At 72.3% G+C, this 16,331-nt stretch carries 15 protein-coding genes and 1 riboswitch; of the genes, 10 read left to right on the top strand and 5 right to left on the bottom strand.

The genetic code is table 11. The features are described from left to right. Positions 1 to 245: 245 nt before the first annotated feature. Genes thyX through GA0070561_RS13590 form a run of 3 tightly spaced genes read left to right on the top strand, consistent with a single transcriptional unit; the run spans position 246 to position 3,701 of the window. On the top strand, positions 246 to 986 hold the full coding sequence (gene thyX, locus GA0070561_RS13580; RefSeq protein ID WP_091400425.1) for an FAD-dependent thymidylate synthase: 741 nt from the start codon (positions 246 to 248) through the stop codon (positions 984 to 986). Between the two features lie 47 nt (positions 987 to 1,033). After that, complete coding sequence (gene dapA / locus GA0070561_RS13585; protein ID WP_091400427.1) at positions 1,034 to 1,960, top strand: 4-hydroxy-tetrahydrodipicolinate synthase; 927 nt, start codon at positions 1,034 to 1,036, stop codon at positions 1,958 to 1,960. 52 nt (positions 1,961 to 2,012) lie between these two features. After that, on the top strand, positions 2,013 to 3,701 hold the full coding sequence (locus tag GA0070561_RS13590) for a ribonuclease J (protein ID WP_091400429.1): 1,689 nt from the start codon (positions 2,013 to 2,015) through the stop codon (positions 3,699 to 3,701). A gap of 79 nt (positions 3,702 to 3,780) precedes the next feature. Here GA0070561_RS13590 and GA0070561_RS13595 read toward each other — a convergent pair whose 3' ends face one another. The 3 genes from GA0070561_RS13595 to GA0070561_RS13605 all read right to left on the bottom strand — a co-directional run bounded on the left by GA0070561_RS13595 (position 3,781) and on the right by GA0070561_RS13605 (position 7,115). Continuing rightward, the gene (locus GA0070561_RS13595; RefSeq protein WP_091400432.1) at positions 3,781 to 4,845 is read right to left on the bottom strand and encodes an LPXTG cell wall anchor domain-containing protein; all 1,065 of its coding nucleotides are present in this window, start codon (positions 4,843 to 4,845) and stop codon (positions 3,781 to 3,783) included. Between the two features lie 123 nt (positions 4,846 to 4,968). Beyond that, on the bottom strand, positions 4,969 to 6,549 hold the full coding sequence (locus GA0070561_RS13600) for a type III secretion system chaperone family protein (protein ID WP_244166279.1): 1,581 nt from the start codon (positions 6,547 to 6,549) through the stop codon (positions 4,969 to 4,971). An 86-nt stretch (positions 6,550 to 6,635) separates the two neighbouring features. Beyond that, a complete protein-coding gene (locus GA0070561_RS13605; protein WP_091400436.1) occupies positions 6,636 to 7,115 on the bottom strand; it encodes a YbjN domain-containing protein in 480 nt (159 codons plus the stop codon). Between the two features lie 113 nt (positions 7,116 to 7,228). Here GA0070561_RS13605 and GA0070561_RS13610 point away from each other — a divergent pair, with 113 nt between their 5' ends. After that, a complete protein-coding gene (locus GA0070561_RS13610) occupies positions 7,229 to 9,688 on the top strand; it encodes an FtsK/SpoIIIE family DNA translocase (RefSeq protein WP_091400438.1) in 2,460 nt (819 codons plus the stop codon). Between the two features lie 68 nt (positions 9,689 to 9,756). On the opposite strand, the gene GA0070561_RS13615 is transcribed toward GA0070561_RS13610, so the two are convergent. Next, positions 9,757 to 10,002, bottom strand: coding sequence for a hypothetical protein (locus GA0070561_RS13615; RefSeq protein WP_091400441.1), 246 nt, complete (start codon positions 10,000 to 10,002; stop codon positions 9,757 to 9,759). An 82-nt stretch (positions 10,003 to 10,084) separates the two neighbouring features. Next, positions 10,085 to 10,399: a quaternary ammonium compound efflux SMR transporter SugE gene (gene sugE, locus GA0070561_RS13620; protein WP_091400443.1), complete on the bottom strand. Its 315-nt coding sequence runs from the start codon at positions 10,397 to 10,399 to the stop codon at positions 10,085 to 10,087. 61 nt (positions 10,400 to 10,460) lie between these two features. Then, positions 10,461 to 10,531: riboswitch (guanidine-III (ykkC-III) riboswitch) on the bottom strand. Between the two features lie 92 nt (positions 10,532 to 10,623). On the opposite strand from sugE, the gene GA0070561_RS13625 reads away from it, so the two are divergent. The 6 genes from GA0070561_RS13625 (at position 10,624) to GA0070561_RS13650 (ending at position 16,314) form a co-directional block, all read left to right on the top strand. Further along, positions 10,624 to 11,547, top strand: coding sequence for an ornithine cyclodeaminase family protein (locus tag GA0070561_RS13625; protein ID WP_091400445.1), 924 nt, complete (start codon positions 10,624 to 10,626; stop codon positions 11,545 to 11,547). Between the two features lie 90 nt (positions 11,548 to 11,637). Beyond that, positions 11,638 to 13,146, top strand: a complete 1,509-nt coding sequence (gene rimO, locus GA0070561_RS13630) for a 30S ribosomal protein S12 methylthiotransferase RimO (protein WP_091402051.1) — start codon at positions 11,638 to 11,640, stop codon at positions 13,144 to 13,146. Between the two features lie 77 nt (positions 13,147 to 13,223). Continuing rightward, on the top strand, positions 13,224 to 13,814 hold the full coding sequence (gene pgsA, locus GA0070561_RS13635) for a CDP-diacylglycerol--glycerol-3-phosphate 3-phosphatidyltransferase (protein WP_091400447.1): 591 nt from the start codon (positions 13,224 to 13,226) through the stop codon (positions 13,812 to 13,814). Positions 13,815 to 14,080: 266 nt separating this feature from the next. Beyond that, on the top strand, positions 14,081 to 14,590 hold the full coding sequence (locus tag GA0070561_RS13640) for a CinA family protein (RefSeq protein WP_091400449.1): 510 nt from the start codon (positions 14,081 to 14,083) through the stop codon (positions 14,588 to 14,590). 218 nt (positions 14,591 to 14,808) lie between these two features. Beyond that, complete coding sequence (locus GA0070561_RS13645; RefSeq protein WP_091400451.1) at positions 14,809 to 15,243, top strand: helix-turn-helix domain-containing protein; 435 nt, start codon at positions 14,809 to 14,811, stop codon at positions 15,241 to 15,243. A 198-nt stretch (positions 15,244 to 15,441) separates the two neighbouring features. Continuing rightward, positions 15,442 to 16,314: a PspA/IM30 family protein gene (locus GA0070561_RS13650; RefSeq protein WP_091400453.1), complete on the top strand. Its 873-nt coding sequence runs from the start codon at positions 15,442 to 15,444 to the stop codon at positions 16,312 to 16,314. Positions 16,315 to 16,331 lie beyond the last annotated feature (17 nt).

The following is a 16,331-nucleotide window of genomic DNA, read 5'->3' on the forward strand; positions in this document are numbered from 1 at the left end:
ACGATTCAGCTCCAAAGGACGCCAATGAACTGTCCGCCCCGGCCTCGATGACGATGCCCGGTCCCCGGTCAACGCCCGGATCCCGGACCCGGTCCCCGGTCAACGCCCGGACCGGGACCCGGAGCCCGGCCAACGCCGTTGGGCGTCGGCGGGTCCGCGGACTGTCTGAGTGATCGACATTGCACGGGGCGCGCCTGAGTTGGGTCGGGCGGCACCCCACCACTAAAGTCCCAGGAATGCCGGACATGGTGCAGCCCCAGGTCAAGTTGATCGCGTGGACCCAATTCGCGGCCCCGGACGACGTGCCGTGGTCGACCGACGCGGAGGGCGGTCAGGCGCTGGCCGAGTTCGCCGGTCGGGCCTGCTACCAGTCGTGGAAGAAGCCGAACCCGGCGACCGCCACCAACGCCGGCTACCTGGCGCACATCCTCGAAGTGGGCCACCTGAGCGTGCTGGAGCACGGGTCGGTCACCTTCTACTTCACCGGGGTGTCCCGCTCCTTCACCCACGAGCTGATCCGGCACCGGCACTTCTCGTACTCCCAGCTGTCGCAGCGCTACGTCCCGGAGCGGGATGCGGCCATGGTCGAGCCGGCCGTCATCGCCGACGACCCGGAGCTGCACAAGAAGTTCGTGGAGGCCGCCGAGGCGAGCGTTCGGGCGTACACCGAGTTGCTGGAAGGCCTCGAGCAGCGCTTCTCCGACGAGCCCAACCCGACGCTGCGCCGCAAGCAGGCCCGGCAGGCGGCCCGCGCGGTGCTGCCCAACGCCACCGAGACCCGGATCGTGGTCTCCGGCAACTACCGGGCCTGGCGGCACTTCATCGCGATGCGGGCCACCGAGCACGCCGACGTGGAGATCCGTGAGCTGGCCGTGGAGTGCCTGCGCCAGCTCCAGGGGGTCGCCCCGAACGTGTTCGCCGACTTCGTGATCACCACGCTGCCGGACGGCACCGAAGTGGCGGCCAGCCCGCACGAGGCGTCCTGAGCCCTTCCCCGGCGGGCCTCGGCTGGTCGTCCGCTAGGTTGGAGGGTATGACGCACGACCACCTCGACGCCGCGGCCCGACCGGCGTCCCGCCCCTTCGGCCGGCTGCTCACAGCCATGGTGACCCCGCTCACCCCCGACGGTTCCCTCGATCTCGACGGCGCCGCCCGGCTGGCGAGCCACCTGGTCGACGAGCAGGGCAACGACGCGCTGGTGGTCAACGGCACCACCGGCGAGTCGCCGACCACCACCGACGCGGAGAAGGAACACCTGATCCGGGCCGTGGTGGAGGCCGTCGGTGACCGCGCCAAGGTGGTCGCGGGCGTCGGCACCAACGACACCCGGCACACCATCGAGCTGGCCGCCGCCGCCGAGAAGGCGGGTGCGCACGGCCTGCTCGTGGTCACCCCGTACTACAACAAGCCGCCGCAGAGCGGGTTGCTGCGACACTTCACCGCGGTGGCCGACGCCACCGGGCTGCCGGTGATGCTGTACGACATTCCGCACCGCTCCGGCGTGCCGATCGACACCGAGACGTTGGTCCGGCTCGCCGAACACGGCCGGATCGTCGCGGTCAAGGACGCCAAGGGCGACCTGACCGCCACCAGCTGGGTCACCAGCCGGACCAGCCTCGCCTTCTACAGCGGCGAGGACGCCCTCACCCTGCCGGCGCTGGCCGTCGGATGCGTGGGCGTGGTCGGCACCTCGACGCACTTCACCGGGGCGCTGACCGCACAGATGATCGAGGCGTACGACGCGGGGGACATGCCGACCGCGCTGGCCCTGCACCGGCGGCTGCTGCCGCTGTTCACCGGCATCTTCCGCACCCAGGGCACCATCCTGGTGAAGGCGGGCCTGGCGTCGCTGGGCCTGCCGGCCGGCCCGGTGCGACCCCCGCTCGTGGACGCCACCGACGACGAGATCGCCCAGCTGCGCGCAGACTTCGCGGCAGCGGGCCTGGAGCTGCCCGAATGAACGAACGACACGATGGACGTCGAGTAACGGCGTCGCAGAATGAGGTGGACGCGTGACCGAGGCGCACATCGAGGCGGAGCTACCCCCGCCGCTGCCGGAAGGCGGCCTGCGGATCATCCCGCTCGGCGGGCTCGGCGCCATCGGTCGGAACATGACCGTCTTCGAGTACGACGGCAAGTTGCTGATCGTCGACTGCGGGGTGTTGTTCCCCGACGTCGAGCAGCCGGGTGTGGATTTGATCCTGCCCGACTTCGGTCCGATCCTGGACCGGCTGGCCGACGTCCAGGCGATCGTGCTGACGCACGGTCACGAGGACCACATCGGCGCGGTGCCGTACCTGCTCGCCCACAAGCCCGACATCCCGCTGGTCGGCTCACAGTTCACCCTCGCCCTGGTCGAGGCGAAGTTGGCCGAGCGGCGGATCCAGCCGTACACGCTGACCGTGCGGGAGGGCGGCCGTGAGCGGCTCGGCCCGTTCGAGTGTGAGTTCTTCGCGGTCAACCACTCGATCCCGGACGCCCTCGCGGTGGCCATCCGTACCCCCGCCGGCCTGGTGCTGCACACCGGCGACTTCAAGATGGACCAGTTGCCGCTGGACGGCCGGATCACCGACCTGGCCGGTTTCGCCCGGCTCGGCGCCGAAGGCGTCGACCTGCTGCTGTCCGACTCCACCAACGCGGAGATCCCCGGTTTCGTCACCCCGGAGCGGGAGATCGGCCCGGTGCTCGACTCGATCTTCGCGAAGGCCAAGGGTCGGATCATCGTGGCCTCGTTCGCCTCGCACGTGCACCGCGTGCAGCAGGTCTTCGACTCCGCCGCCGAGCACGGCCGCAAGGTCGCGCTGATCGGCCGGTCCATGGTCCGCAACATGGGCATCGCCCGGGACCTCGGCCTGCTCAACATCCCGGCCGGCCTGGTCATCAGCATCGACGAGGCGACCACGCTGCCGCCGGATGAAATCGTGCTGATGTCCACCGGTTCCCAGGGTGAGCCGATGAGCGCGCTGGGCCGGATGGCCAGCGGCGACCACCGGCACATCACCATCGCCCCCGGTGACACGGTCGTGCTGGCCTCCTCACTGGTGCCCGGCAACGAGACCTCGGTCTACCGGGTGATCAACCGGCTCGCGCGGGCCGGCGCGGTGGTCGTGCACAAGGACGTGGCCAAGGTGCACGTCTCCGGGCACGCCCCCGCCGGGGAGCTGCTCTACCTGCTCAACGTGGTCCGGCCCAGCAACCTGATGCCCGTGCACGGCGAGTGGCGTCACCTGCGCGCCCACGCCCGGCTCGGCATCGAATCCGGGGTCGCCGCCGACCGGGTGGTGCTCTGCGAGGACGGCGACGTGGTCGACCTGGTCGAGGGCCGCGCCAGCGTGGTCGGGCACGTGAAGAGCCGGTACGTCTACGTGGACGGCCTCGCCGTCGGTGACGTCAGCGAGTCGCTGCTCACCGAACGGCGGATCCTCGGTGACGGCGGTTTCATCGCCACCACCGTGGTCGTCGACTCGGTCACCGGCAAGGTGGTCGCCGGCCCGACGCTCTCCGCGAAGGGCTTCTCCGAGGACCCGGAGGCGTTCAACCCGGTGGTGCCGCTGGTCACCGAGGCGCTCAACCGGGCCGCGGCGGACGGCATCACCGACCCGCACCAGCTTCAGCAGATCGTCCGGCGGACCGTGGGGCGGTGGGTCAACGACAAGTACCGTCGTCGGCCGATGATCGTGCCCACCGTCGTCGAGGTCTGACCGCACGCGTCACGATGCCCGTCCGCACACGAGGTGCGGGCGGGCATCGCCGTTTCACGATTGGGCTCACCGTTGCGGGTCAGCCGCGCTGGAGCCGGCGTCGCAGGAGCAGCAGTCCGCCGCCGAGGGTCAGCAGCGACACGCCGATCAGGCCGTACACGATGGTGGTCGTGCCGGTGCGCGGCAGTTCCGTTGCCTTCGGGGCGGGCGTGGCCGGTGCCGTGGTCGCTGCCGTGGTCGCTGGCGTGGTCGGGTCGGCCGGTGGCGCGGTGGTGGCCGCGCCGCCTCCGGCTCCGCCGCCGGTCAGGCGGAGCGTCACCGAGGTGTCCGCGTTGGTGTACCGGTTGGTGGGCGCGAGCCAGAGCCGGACGCTCTTCGTGCCGCCGGTGGCCGCCACCCGTACGTCGAAGCTGTCGGTGGCACCGCCCGCGAGGCGGCGCTCGCGCAGGATCTCGCAGCCCACACCGTTCATCCGGCCGCTGTCGGAGCACCCCGGTGCGGTGACCCGCACCCCGTCCGGGGTGGCGACGTTCAACGAGTACCCGCCGATGTCGAACGTGCCGGTGTTCGTGACCCGGACCCGCATCGTCGCGGCACCGTCGACGACCGGACCGGCGGTGGCCCGTAGCCGCAGCGTCGTGCGGTCCGGCCAGTTGATCCGGAATTCGGTGGGTCGGTCGGCGCGGCCAGTGGCGTCCTGACCGGCAACGGAACCCCACCCGGTCACGCCGAAGACCGGCTGCGCAGCCGATGAGGTCACGGTCAGGCGGTACGTCCGATCGCCCCCGGCGGGCAGTTCCGCGCCGCCGCAGACCCAGGTCCTCGGCGCACCGTCGCCGGCCCGGCAGTCGCCGCCAGCGGTCAGGCCGGCGTCCTGTGGCAGGCGGAGCACGAAGAAGCCCTTCGCGGCTGCCCCACCCTCGTTGACGACTTTGACCTCCAGCGGACCCGACGGGTGCCACGGGTCGCCGCCGAGGAAGACGATGTCGGCCCGGGCCAGGATCGTCGGCGCGGCGTTCCCGGCCGTCGTGCTCGGCGAGACGGTCGGCTTTGCAGGGGCGGCACCGGCAACGGTCGGGGTGGCGAGGGCGGACAGGGCGAGCACGGCGGCACCGACGATGCCGGACCGGAGAGGGCGGTTCATGACGACTCCCGAGAGGTTGCGGTGGGCTGACGGCGATATCACCCCGGTGCCGTTCTCCCGGTTGCGAGCTGTCGGATGTCGTGCAGTCGCGCGGCAACTGCAACCTTTGGCGCCCCTGGCGAATCAGGGCAGCGCGGCGACGGCCTCGGCGTACGCGATGCCGGTGGCGATGGCGGCGTCCATGAGGACCCGTAGCTGCGCCGGGGCGACCCCGTGCGCCAGGTCGGTGGCCACGTCGCCGGCCAGCACCAACTCGTCGCCGAGGTCGTGTGCGTACGCCTTGGGCAGCAGCCGGTCGTGGTTCCAGGCGTTGCAGAAGGCGTACGCCTCGGCGCGGCGCGCCGCCGGCAGCCGGCGGTTGGCCATGGCGCGGGCGTGCAGCACCTCGCCGCGCTCACCGGCCCGCCGGAACTGGATCACCGCCCCCTCCCAGTGGCCGACCACGGTCTCGCCCTCGTCCACCAGATACCGGTCGCCGCGCCCGTCCAGGATCCCGGTGATCATGCCGAGGGAGAGCGCCGACAACTCGCTGTCGCCCAGCTCGGGATCGGGCTCGGCCTGGGCGTCGGCCCGGTCGGCGTCGGGCTCGTCGGGCTCGTCAGGTTCGTCGTCGGTGGGCAGCGGAACCGGCGCCGCGAGCGGGCGCTCGGACAGCCAGGCGGCCATCCGGCCGGAGTGGTGCCCCGTGCCGTTGCGCGCGTCGAAGCTGCCGGCCAACTCGTTGGCCACCCCGAGCAACAGCGCCCCGAGCGTGCCCACGTCCAACTCGGTGGCCGTCCGCTCGCCGTACGCCGGCCGGGGCATCGTCCGCCCGCCCAGCCCTGCCTCCACGGCCAGCCCGCAGACCAGTGCCCCGGCGGCGGCGAACTCCATGGCGGCGAGATCGTCGGTCGGCCGGTCCAACCGGGGCAGCTGCTCAGCCAGGATGGCCAGCCCGCGCTCCAGGTGCCCGCCCAGCGCGCAGAACCGCAGGTGCGCGGCGAGGTGCGGGAACGCCGCGCGCTCCCGTCGGTGCCGGCGGTACGCCCGCACGTGCGCCGTCGCGGCCCGCTCCGGCTCGCCGGAGCGCAGTGCCGGCAGCAGACAGGCGACCAGGTCCCGCTCGGGCTGGTCGGTGCAGGACTGCGGGTCGCCGTCGGTCTCCCCGAGCTCGCTGACTGCGGCATGCCACTCGCCCCAGCCGGCCAGCAGCTCGGCACGCCGGGCCGAGGCGCAGCCCGGGCAGCCGCCGGCGGGGCCCGGCCGTTTTCCGGACCATCGCTCGTACCAGTGCCGGGCGGTGGGCTCGTCGCCCAGATGATCGGCGATCCGGCAGTGCAGCTCCGCGACGGTCGGTGTGTCGGGACCATCCGCGCCGACGCGGTGGGCCAGGTCGTGCAGCAGGGACCGGGTCTGGTCCAGCCCGACCCGGGGGGTGCCGAGCAGCGCCTCCACCGCGTACCGCTGGTAGCGCAGCAGCAGCCCGGTCTCCGTTTCGGTGAGCAGGTCGGGTCGGTGGTCGGCGGCGGCCCGGCAGCGCCGGACCGGCTCGACCAGGCGCCACCGCTCCCCGTGCAGCAGATACGCCTCGATCAACGCGAACCGCGCGTCCATCCCGGACCGGACGTCGCCGGCCGCGTCGGCGCGCTCGGCGAGCCGCTCCAGGGCCACCTGCCGGGCCGGGCCGTCGGGGAGGTCCCGGGCCTCGGCGAGCGCGGCCTCCAGCGCCGGTACGCGGCCCCGCGCGAGGCGGTCACCGGAGCCGGTGGGTGGCGTGCCGGTGCGGCTGCCGGTGAACTCGTCCCGGCCGGTCACGACGGCACCGCGCCGGGTAGTCGACGGACCGCCACGGCCAGCTGGCAGCCGGTGGAGATGCCACAGTCGAGCAGTTGGTCGAGCTGGTGTGGGGTCACGCCGCGTTCCAGGTCGGTGATCACCTCGCCGTACACCCGGGCCCGACCGTCGTCGGCGACGTGGACGAACGCCTTCGGCCAGAGCCGGTCGTGGTTCCAGGAGTTGCAGAACGCGTACAGGTCGGGCACCCGCTCGATGCCGAAGGTCGGATCGACCATGGTGCGGATCTGGAGCAGTTCCCCGTCCCCGCCGACGCGGAGGAACCAGATCAGGTTGTCGTCGAAGTTGCCCACCAGCTCGCCGTCCGGGGTCGGACCGACGGACCGGCCGCGGGCAGCGAGCACCGCGGCGACCAGTTCGCCGGTCAGGGGACGCAGTGCGCCAGGGTGCCCGGCCAGCGGATCATCCGGATCGCCTTCGATTTCCGGCGACGCCATGGGGCATCCCTTCTGAGGCGGATATCACGACCGGCGGTGGGGTTCGTGTTACGACGCGCGGACACGACCCGGAAAAGCGGGGATCTGCCCGGCCCCACCGTTACCGTGACTCTATGGCGGGCCGTACCTCTCAGGCGAGCCGGCGACGCGGCGCGTCGCCGCGCGGTGGCACCAACAGTCGTGCCCGTCAACCGGCGAAGAAGACCACCCGGGCCCCGGTCCGACGTCGCACCACGCCGCCCCGGCCCGGCCCGGCGGTCTACGTCGGCCGTGCGGTCGGTGCACTGTGGATGGGGCTGGCGCACGGGATGGGCTGGGCGGTGCGCGCCGCCGGCCGGCAGGCCGCCTCGGCCCGCGACCTCGACCCGGAGCACCGGCGGGACGGTGCCGGGCTGCTCATGTTCGGGCTCGCCCTGCTCAGCGCCGTGGCGCTCTGGCTGTCCGGAGCGGGGCCGGTGGGCGCGCGACTGGCCGACACGATCCGGCTGTTCCTGGGCGCGATCTCGGTGGTCGTACCTGTGCTGCTGATGATCGGGGCGTGGCGGCTGATGCGTCAGCCCGCCGATCCGGAGCACCGGGGCCGTGGGTTGATCGGCTGGGGCTCGCTGCTGGTGTCGACCGCCGCGCTGCTCCAGATCGGTCAGGACCCGGCCGACCCGCTGGAGCGTGACTTCGCCGGCGGTCTGGTCGGCGCGGGCGTCGGTGGGCTGCTGGAGCGGGCGGTCACCGCCTGGGTGGCGGTGCCGCTGCTCATCCTGCTGCTGCTCTTCGGCCTGCTCGTGGTGACCGCGACGCCGATCAACAAGATCCCGGAGCGGCTGGGTCTGCTCGCCGGTGGGCTGGTCGGCGCGCCGGAGACGGATGAGGAGGCAGACGAGGTGGCCGCCAAGCCGGCGCGCAAGCGACCGGCGAAGCGGATGCCCGCACCACTGGACCCGGACGACTTCGAGGACCTGGACGGCGCGGACCTCCAGGAAACCATGGTGCTGCCGCGCAAGTCTCCGGGCAAGGTGCCGGCGAGCCGCAAACCGCCGGTCGAGCCGCCGGAGCACTCGCCCGCCCCGACCCGGGCCGAGCAGCTCGCGTTGACCGGGCTGTCCGGGGACTACACCCTGCCGCCGGCCAACATGCTCAGCGCCGGGGCCGCCGCGAAGACCCGCAGCAAGGCCAACGACGAGGTGATCGCCGCGCTGACCGGCGTGTTCGACCAGTTCGATGTGGACGCCGCGGTCACCGGCTTCACCCGTGGCCCGACTGTCACCCGCTATGAGGTGGAGCTGGGGCACGGCGTCAAGGTCGAGCGGATCACCCAGCTGTCCCGCAACATCGCGTACGCGGTGAAGTCACCGGACGTGCGGATCCTGAGTCCGATCCCGGGCAAGAGCGCCGTCGGCGTGGAGATTCCGAACACCGACCCGGAGAACGTCGCCCTCGGCGACGTGCTGCGCTCGCGCGCGGCGACCAGCGATCACCACCCGATGGTCGTGGCGCTCGGCAAGGACATCGAGGGCGGCTACGTGGTGGCCAACCTCGCCAAGATGCCGCACATCCTGATCGCCGGCGCCACCGGCGCGGGCAAGTCGAGCTGTCTCAACACCCTGCTGGTGTCCATCCTCACCCGGGCCACCCCGGACGAGGTGCGGCTGCTGCTGATCGACCCGAAGCGGGTCGAGATGACCGGCTACGAGGGCATTCCCCACCTGGTCACCCCGATCGTGACCAACGCGAAGAAGGCGGCGGACTCGCTGGACTGGGTGGTCCGCGAGATGGACATGCGCTACGACGACCTCGCCGCCAACGGGGTCCGGCACATCGACGACTTCAACCGCAAGGTCCGCAACGGCGAGATCACGGCTCCGCCGGGCAGCGAACGCGAGATGCGTCCGTACCCGTACCTGTTGGTGATCGTGGACGAGCTTGCCGACCTGATGATGGTCGCGCCGCGCGACGTGGAGGACTCGGTCGTCCGGATCACCCAGCTGGCCCGGGCCGCCGGCATCCACCTGGTGCTGGCCACCCAGCGTCCGTCGGTCGACGTGGTGACCGGTCTGATCAAGGCGAACGTGCCGTCCCGGCTGGCGTTCGCCACCTCCTCCCTCGCGGACTCCCGGGTCATCCTCGACCAACCGGGCGCGGAGAAGCTGCTCGGCCGCGGTGACGGGCTCTTCCTGCCGATGGGCGCCTCCAAGCCGGTCCGGATCCAGGGCGCCTGGGTCACCGAGCGCGAGATCGCCGATGTGGTGAAGTTCTGCAAGGACCAGCGTGAGCCGGAGTTCCGCAAGGACGTGCTGGCCCCGGCGCAGGAGAACAAGAAGAAGATCGACGAGGACATCGGCGACGACCTGGACCTGCTGGTGCAGGCGGTGGAGCTGGTGGTCACCTCGCAGTTCGGCTCGACCTCGATGCTGCAACGCAAGCTGCGGGTCGGTTTCGCCAAGGCGGGCCGCCTGATGGACCTGATGGAGACCCGGGGGGTGGTCGGGCCGTCCGAGGGGTCGAAGGCGCGCGACGTGCTGGTCAAGCCGGACGAGCTGGACGAGGTCCTGGCCGGCCTGCGCGGCGACGGGGACTGACCCGCCGCCGACTCAGGACGCACGACGGGCCCGCCGGAATCCGGCGGGCCCGTGACGTGGGGGAGCGGTCAGTTGTTGATCAGCGCGGCGAAGACCACCAGACCGAGGATCGCGGCGACGACACTGGCCGCGGCGGCGTACCAACCCAGCGGCTTGTCACCGAGCACCGCGCCGACGACGCCAGCGATGACGCCGAGCACGCCGAAGATGATCGGGTTGAGCAGCAGGGCCAGGACCGCGAAGACGAAACCCACGATGGTGATGATGCGGGCGGCGTTGCTGCGGGGACGAACGGTGCTCGGCATGTCGGCCATGTCTTCCTCCTGTTGAGAGCCTGTCGTGACGGATCGATCACTACCCACTGTGGGCGCCGGCCACGCCTGCCGATGGGACACCTCAGTGGAAGATCTTGAGACCGATCACGCCGGCGACCACCAGCAGGAGACAGAGGATCCGGGGCAGGCTCGCCGACTCGCCCAGCGCCAGCATCCCGACCAGCGCGGTGCCGACCGCGCCGATGCCGACCCAGACCGCGTAGCCGGTGCCGACGGGGATGTCCCGCAGCGCGTACGACAGCCCGGCCATGCTCAGCAGCAGGGTCACCACGAACACCACGGACGGGATCAGCCGGCTGAAACCGGCGCTGCGGTCCAGGGCGATCGCCCAGGCCGTCTCCAACAGTCCCGAGATCACCAGTACGAGCCAGGCCATCGTTCACCTCACCGGAAAGCGCCCGGGCTGCCGCGCCGGGACGAGTCGAGTCTGCACGTCACGCGGGGCGTCTTGGCCTGACCGGGTACGCCCACCACTCGTCCGGAGCGGCCGCGAACATCCGGCCACCGGTGCCGACGCTAGCACCGACCCCGGTGGCGGGGCGGTGACCACCACCACGGTCCGTTGACCTCCACCTGACTTCAACTTGCAGTATCGCCACCATGACCATGCTCTACGCCGACCCCGAGGTCGCCGCCGCGCTGGACGCCGCCACCACGGTCGACGCCATGCGCGCCGCCCTCCTGGCCGCGTACGAGGGACGCCTGATCGCGCCGCCCCGGGCCGCCGCACCGCTGAGCGGCGGACGGATGGTGCTCACCGCCGGGCACCTGGTCGGCGAGTGGTACGGCTTCCGCTCGTACGACACCTTCGGTCACCCACAGGGCGAGCAGTTGGTGGTGCTGCACGACGCCCGGACCGGGGCGATCCGGGCGGTCGCGGTCGGCGAGGAGTTGGGCTCCCGTCGTACCGGAGGGTTGGGGGGCCTCGCGGTCGACGCGCTGGCGCGTCCCGACGCCGCCACCCTCGGGGTGATCGGCTCCGGCCGGCAGGCGTGGACCCAGGTCTGGGCCGCCGCCGCGGTCCGCCCGTTGCGCGAGGTGGTGGTGCACAGCCGCTCCGCCGCTCGCCGGGAGGCCTTCGCCGCCCGGGTCCGCGCCGAACTGGGCGTGCCGGCCCGTGCGGTGGCCGACCCGGGCTCGGCCGTCGCCGGGCGGGACCTGGTGGTGCTGGCGACCACCAGCCCGACCCCGGTGCTCTGCGCCGCCGACATCAGCCCCGGCACGCACGTCAACGCGGTCGGTTTCAAGCAGCGCGACCGCAGCGAGTTCGGCACCGACCTGCTGGACACCGCCGACCTGCTGGTCACCGATTCACCGGCTCAGGCGGCGGACTACCAGCCGCCGATGCTCGCGGCCACACCCCCGTACGCCGGGCGGTTGCGCGACCTGGGCGGCATCCTGGCTGGCGCGGTCCCCGGCCGGACCACCGCGGACCAGATCTCCGTCTTCTGCTCCACCGGCCTGGCCGGCACCGAGGTGTTCCTGCTCGACGCGCTGACCCGGGTGGCGGCCGCGGCGCGCTGACCGGCTGACGTTACGGGGGCTGACCGAATGGTGTCGACCGTCTCCGCAGCCCGCGTGCGTGGGCTTACCCGGCCGGCCCGGTACCCTCGGATGGTGTCTGCCACCTCTCCTTCTCCCGCTGACCACGCCGAGGGCCGTCGTGTCGCCCTGCTGACCCTGGGCTGTGCCCGCAACGAGGTCGACTCGGAGGAGCTGGCCGCGCGCCTGCACGCCGACGGCTGGCAGGTGACCACCGACGGCGAGGGCGCCGACGTGGTGGTCGTCAACACCTGCGGTTTCGTGGAGAAGGCCAAGCAGGACTCGATCCAGACCCTGCTCGCCGCCGCCGGAACGGGCGCCAAGGTGGTCGCCGCAGGCTGCATGGCCGAGCGTTACGGCCGGGAGTTGGCCGACAGCCTGCCCGAGGCCCAGGCGGTGCTGAGCTTCGACGACTACCCCGACATCGCCGCCCGGCTGAACGCCGTCGTCGCCGGCGAGCAGATCACCGCGCACACCCCACGGGACCGGCGCGAGCTGCTGCCGCTGACCCCGGTGCAGCGCCGCGACAGCGGTGTGTCGCTGCCCGGCCACGGCACGGTGACCCGTACCGTCGTCGACACCGACGAGCACACCCCGGCGCACCTGCGCCAGGTGCTGCGCCGACGGCTCGACACCGGTCCGGTGGCCTCGCTGAAGCTGGCCAGCGGCTGTGACCGCCGCTGCGCGTTCTGTGCCATCCCGGCCTTCCGGGGGGCCTTCGTCTCGCGTACCCCGGACGAGCTGCTCGCCGAGGCGGAGTGGCTGGCCAAGACCGGCGTACGGGAGCTGGTGCTGGTCAGCGAGAACTCCACCTCGTACGGCAAGGACCTGGGTGACCCGCGCGCCCTGGAGAAGCTGCTGCCGCAGCTCGCCGCGGTGACCGGCATCGTCCGGGTGCGGGCCAGCTACCTTCAGCCGGCCGAGACCCGGCCCGGGCTGGTCGAGGCGATCGCCACCACCCCGGGCGTGGCACCGTACTTCGACCTGTCGTTCCAGCACTCCAGCGAGCCGGTGCTGCGCCGGATGCGGCGTTTCGGCTCCACCGACCGGTTCCTGGAGCTGCTGGCGAGTGCCCGCGCCCTGGCCCCGGACGCGGGCGCCCGGAGCAACTTCATCGTCGGTTTCCCCGGCGAGACCCGCGCCGACGTCGACGAGCTGGTCCGGTTCCTGACCGAGGCTCGGCTCGACGCGATCGGCATGTTCGACTACAGCGACGAGGACGGCACCGAGGCCGCCGGCCTGCCCGGCAAGGTCTCCGCCGCGACGATCAAGCGGCGCTACGACCGGCTCAGCGCCCTCGCCGACGAGCTCTGCTCGCAGCGGGCCGAAGACCGGCTCGGCTCGACCGTCGAGGTGCTGGTCGACTCGATCGAGGACGGCGTCGTGGAGGGCCGGGCGGCCCACCAGGCGCCGGAGGTGGACGGTTCCACCACCCTGGTCGCCCCGGCCGAGGGCGGGGTCGACCTGGCCGCGCTGCGCCCGGGCGATCTGGTGCGCGCAACGGTGACCGGCACCGAAGGGGTGGACCTGCTCGCTGTGCCGGATGAGATGATCTCGGCGGCGCCCGGCGCGGCACGGTGACGGCGGGCCCGAGCGGAGCGGGGGACCCAGGTGGTGCGGTGCCGGGAACGCCACGGCGGCCCGAGCGGAGTGCGGCGGTGACCGGGGCCACGGAGTCGACGCCGGGCCGGGTGGTGGCCGTGGTGCCCGTCGTCAACGCGGCCAACGCGTTGACCGCCCTTCGGTTGGTGCTGGTGCCGGTCTTCGCCGCCTCGGTGATCATGTCCGGGATGACCCACTCCGGTTGGCGGATGGCGGCCTGCCTCATCTTCGCGGTGGCCTCGGCGACCGACCTGGTGGACGGCTGGATCGCCCGCCGCTTCGGGCTGGTCACCTCGGTGGGCAAGGTGGCCGACCCGATCGCCGACAAGGCGCTCACCGGCGCGGCGCTGGTGCTGCTCTCCTGGTACGACCAACTGCCCTGGTGGGTGACCGCGCTGATCCTCGTCCGCGAGCTGGGCATCACCGGGCTGCGGTTCTGGGTGATCCGGCACGGCGTCATCGCCGCCAGCCGAGGCGGCAAGGTCAAGACCGCGCTCCAGATCCTCGCCATCGCCTGGTACCTCTGGCCGATGCCGGTCGCGCTCGCCGCCGTCGGCCCCTGGATCATGGCCGCCGCCGTCCTGGTCACTGTCGCCACCGGCTTCGACTACATAGCCCAAGCCCTCCGCCTCCGCCGCCCCCGCTGACCCCACCCCCACCGCCCCCCGGGCCCGCCTCTGTTGATCATGGAGTTGTCGCCAGTCGGGACGGCGTGGTGACGCCAACTCCATGATCGCCGCGACCGGGTCGGACGCGATCGGGTCGGAGTTGGGGGTAGTTGGGTTGGGGATTGGTGGGTGGGGGACTGGTGGGTGGGGAAGGACTGGTTTGTGCGACGGAGGTTGGGGTGTCGGTGAACGGTGGCGGGGCGGGCGGTGCCGGGGTGAGTGGTCCTGGGGCGAGTGGTGCCGGGGTGAATGGCGCTGAGGTGGACGGTGCCGAGGTAGGCAGTGCGGCGGCAGGGGTCGTGCACCGGCTCGCCGAGCGGCACGAAACCCTGGCCACTGTCGAATCGCTCACCGGCGGGTCGCTCGCCGCTTCGATCGTGAACATCGCCGGGGTCAGCGGGGTCTACCGGGGTGGTCTCGTGGTCTACGCCACCGAGCTGAAGGCGACCCTGGCTGGCGTACCGGATGACCTGCTGTCCGAGCGAGGGCCGGTGGACCCGGAGGTGGCGGCGGCGCTCGCCGAGGGTGGCCGGCAGCGGTGCGGCGCGGACTGGGGGCTGGCCACCACGGGGGTCGCCGGCCCGGAGCCGCAGGACGGGAAACCCGTGGGCCTGGTCTATGTAGCGGTCGCCGGCCCGAATGGTGGCGAGGTCCGCCAGCTCGACCTGGGCAGCGGACGGGACCATGTCCGAGCGGAGGCGGTGGTCGAGGCGCTGCGGTTGCTCTCCGAGCGGCTCGCCGCCGCAACCTCGTGAAGCCAGGGCCGAAGCGGTCGAAGCCACCCGAGCCGACGCAACACGGGCGGCGGCGCGCCCCGGTGAGCCCGTCCCGACGAACCGACGGGCGGGGCGGGATGTCGCCCGGGCCCGCAACGGGTACGGTTGCGGGAAGGCTCCGACGTTCGGGGTCGGCGCGGTCCGCCGCGACCGGCCGCCCGGCGGCGGGCGCGAGGAATCCCTCAGGGGGAGGTGCGATGATCCTGCTACGCCGGGTGATCGGTGACGCACTGCGAGCGCGCCGGCAGGGCCAGCAGCGCACGCTGCGTGAGGTCTCCACCGCCGCCAACGTCAGCCTCGGCTACCTCTCCGAGATTGAGCGCGGGCACAAGGAACCGTCGAGCGAGCTGCTCGCCGCGATCTGTGACGCCCTCGGCGCCCGCCTCTCCGAGCTGCTGCGTGAGGTGAGCGACACCGTGGCGCTCGCCGAGCAGATGCCCGGGGTGCTCGTCTCGATGCAGGACGAGCCGGCCGACGCCGCAGCCAAGAGCACCAACCGGGGTGTCCGTCAGGTCACCTCCGACGGCAAGGTCGCTGTCTCGGTCCGCCAGGACTCGCCGCTCAAGGCCACCCTGCGCAGCACCCGGGTCCGCCCGACCGAGCGCGACCGGGACGTGGTCTGCGCGGCCTGAGCCGCCGATCCAGTTGACCATGGGCGGGCTGGCCCCGGCCGCGTAGGGTTGCTCGCAGGAGCCGCCGGTGCTGTCGACCGCCCGGTACGGATGCCTCATTGGCGTTCGGCTGGGACGATGGAGACCGGCCGGTCACGGTCGGACGGTCCAGCCGGCCCGGCCGTGGTGGAGCGACGCTACTGAGGGGATACCGCGGAGATGGCGAACCCGTTCGTCAAGGGTTGGAACTACCTGATGGCGCTCTTCGGTGCGAAGATCGACGAACATGCGGATCCCAAGGTGCAGATCCAGCAGGCCATCGAGGATGCCCAGCGGCAGCACCAGGCGCTGGTTCAGCAGGCTGCCGCAGTGATCGGCAACCAGCGTCAGCTGGAGATGAAGCTGTCTCGACAGATGACCGAGGTCGAGCGGTTGCAGGGCAACGCCCGGCAGGCCCTGGTGCTCTCCGACCAGGCCCGGGCCAAGGGCGACGAGGCCGAGGCGGTGCGGTTCGAGCAGTCCGCGCAGACGCTGGCCAGCCAGCTCGTCTCCGCCGAGCAGGCCACCGAGGACCTGAAGACCCTGCACGACCAGGCGCTGGGCGCCGCCGCCCAGGCCCGCCGAGCGGTCGAGAACAACTCGATGATCCTCCAGCAGAAGCTCGCCGAGCGCACCAAGCTGCTCAGCCAGCTGGAGCAGGCCAAGATGCAGGAGACGGTGGCCCGCTCGCTGGAGTCGATGTCGTCGCTGACCGCGCCCACCAACACTCCGTCGCTGGACGAGGTGCGCGACCGCATCGAGCGGCGGTACGCCAACGCGATGGGTCGCGCCGAACTGGCCGGCAACTCCGTCGAGGGCCGTATGTTGGAAATTCAGAAGGCCACGATCGACTCGGCCGGCTCCGCCCGGCTCGAGCAGATCCGGTCCAGCATGGCGGGGGAGCAGCTCGGCGGCGCGGCCGAACGACCGGCCGTGCCGCAGGCCGAGAAGACCGGCCCGGCCAACGACCCGACGGCCGCCGCCCGGCTGGACGAGCTGCGCGCCAGCATGGCTCGCGAGCGGGGCACCGGCGACCCGACCGCCGCCGGCTGAACGACCGGATCGAGGGG

The organism is Micromonospora saelicesensis (genome assembly GCF_900091575.1).
Lineage (GTDB): Bacteria > Actinomycetota > Actinomycetes > Mycobacteriales > Micromonosporaceae > Micromonospora > Micromonospora saelicesensis.